3 protein-coding genes are annotated in these 2,202 nt (G+C 71.3%); all 3 read left to right on the top strand.

What is annotated here, in order from left to right; genetic code table 11:
- Positions 1–362, top strand: a 362-nt coding sequence (locus VFS34_06595) for a cytochrome c oxidase assembly protein (GenBank protein HET9794114.1), incomplete at its 5' end; no start/stop codon positions are given.
- Positions 359–1,567, top strand: coding sequence for a divalent metal cation transporter (locus VFS34_06590; protein HET9794113.1), 1,209 nt, complete (start codon positions 359–361; stop codon positions 1,565–1,567). The genes VFS34_06595 and VFS34_06590, both read left to right, overlap by 4 nt.
- Positions 1,568–1,571: 4 nt before the next feature.
- The coding region (locus VFS34_06585; protein HET9794112.1) for a hypothetical protein at positions 1,572–2,202 on the top strand (631 nt) is incomplete at its 3' end.

The raw sequence follows: 2,202 nt of genomic DNA, 5'->3' as shown, positions 1-2,202 counted from the left end.
ACCAGGCGGCGCTCGAAAGCGAGACGGTCCACGCGCTCGAGCACGCGTGTTTCCTGGGCGCGGCGCTCCTCTACTGGTCGACGATCGTCGGATCGGCCCGCCGCGCGGGCGGCTCCGGCGTCGAGGCCGCCTCCGTCTTCGGCACCGCGTTCCACGGCGCGCTGCTCGGGGCATTGATGACGATCGCGCCGACGGTCTGGTACCCCGAGTACGCCCGCCGGGGGCCCGGGGCGCTCCCGGACCAGCAGCTCGCGGGTCTGTGGATGTGGGTGCCCGCGGGCCTCGTCTTCGTCGTCTGCGGGATGGCTCTCGTCGCGGGGTGGCTGCGGGAATCGGCTCGGCGCGCGGGCGAGGCTTCTTGAAGAACGTCCTCAAGATCACCCTGGGCATCGTGACGAGCATCGCCGGTTTCCTGGAGGTCGGGTCGATCTCGACCGCCGCCCAGGCGGGCGCGGCGTTCCATTTCGGGCTGCTGTGGGCGATCGCGGGGGCCACGATCTGCCTGATCGCGCTCGTCGAGATGTCCGGCCGGCTCGCGGCGACGAGCCGTCACACCGTCTCCGACGCCGTCCGGGAGCGCTTCGGTTTCCGGTTCTCCGCCCTCCCGCTCGCGGCGGAGATCGTGCTCGACACCCTCGTCCTCGCGGCCGAGCTCGGGGGCGCCGCGGTCGCGGTCGAGATCGCGACCTCGGTTCCGCACGGCTGGTGGATCCTCCCGCTCGCGCTGGCGGCATGGCTCCTTCTCTGGCGGGGCACCTTCGGCCTGATCGAGAACGGCGTTTCGCTGCTCGGCGTCGTCTCGCTCGCTTTCGTCGTCGCCGCCGTGCGAATGCATCCGTCCGCCGGCGCTCTCGCCGCGGGCCTCGTTCCGAGGATTCCGGCGGGGCAGTTCGCGAAGTACGCTCTCTTCGCCGTGAGCATCCTCGGCGCCACCGTCAGCCCGTACCTCCTCAATTTCTACGCCTCCGGCGCGGTCGAGGAGCACTGGAAGCCCGGGGACATTCCCGCCAACCGGGTCGTCTCGGTCGTCGGCATGGGATTCGGCAGCGCGGTCAACGCGGCGGTTCTCGTCTGCGCGGCGCTCGTCCTGCCGGGCGTCGACGTCCGCAACTTCCACCAGGTGGCGCAGACGCTCGTGCCGATCTTCGGGCGCTGGGGAGTTCCTCTCTTCGCGGCGATCCTGGGCGTCGGATGCTTCGGGGCCGCCCTGGAGATCGCGCTCAACCTCGCGTACGCGGTGGCCCAGCAGCTCGGCTGGAACTGGGGAGAAGACGTCCGGCCGAACCGCGAGTCGCGATTCGCGCTCGTCTACACCGCGGTGCTCGCGGCGGCGGCGCTCGTGATCGCCTCGGGGATCGATCCGATCCGATTGACGATGATCTCGATGGCGCTGACGGTTCTCGTCCAGCCGATCATTGTCTTCCCTTTCATCGTCATCATGAACGATCCTCTCTACGTCGGCCGGCACGCGAACGGGCCCGTCGCGAACGCGATGGTCGTCGGGATCACCGTGCTCGGCGCGGCGATGGCGCTCGTGGCGATCCCGCTCGAGATCTTCGGGAGCTGACGGAATGAGCCGCGACGCGCCGGTCCGGATCGATCTCTTCCGGGACGTCCTCGACAAGCAGTTGACGGATCGAAACGGGGAAAAGGTGGGGAAGGCCGACGGGTTGATCGTTTCCGCTTCGTCGGGCCGCGTCGAGGCGATCGAGGCGGGATTCTGCACGCTCGTCCGGCGCCTCAGCGGCCGCTGGGGCCGAGCGGTCGAACGGGCGGCGGCGCGGGCGAAGACTCCGCTCCTCCGCTCCTGCCGCGTGGCGTTCCGGGAAGTGCTCGACATCGGCCTGGAGCTGAAGCTCGACGTCGACGGGAAGGCCACGCCCCTCCGCGCGGGGGAGCGCTGGCTCGCCGAGCGGGTCGTCGCCCGGGTGCCCGGGAGCGGCCTGCCCCGGCCGCGGCGCGAGCGGGACGCGCGGCCGCCCGCCGGGATTCCCGAGGACCCCGGAGAGATCCGGCTCGAGCTCGCGCTGGGACGGCGCGTCCGGGCGAAGAACGGCCGCGCGATCGGCCGGCTGGAGGAGATCCGGGCCGAAAAGCGCGGCGCGGACTGGATCGCGCGGGAAATCCGGATCGGGCCGGCCGCGCTTCTCGAGCGCCTGGCCGCCGGCACCCGTCTCTTCGGGGGCCGAAGCCCGAAGGGAA

This window comes from Thermoanaerobaculia bacterium (assembly GCA_035717485.1).
GTDB lineage: Bacteria > Acidobacteriota > Thermoanaerobaculia > UBA5066 > DATFVB01 > DATFVB01.
This window is presented reverse-complemented; position numbering and strand designations above follow the sequence as displayed.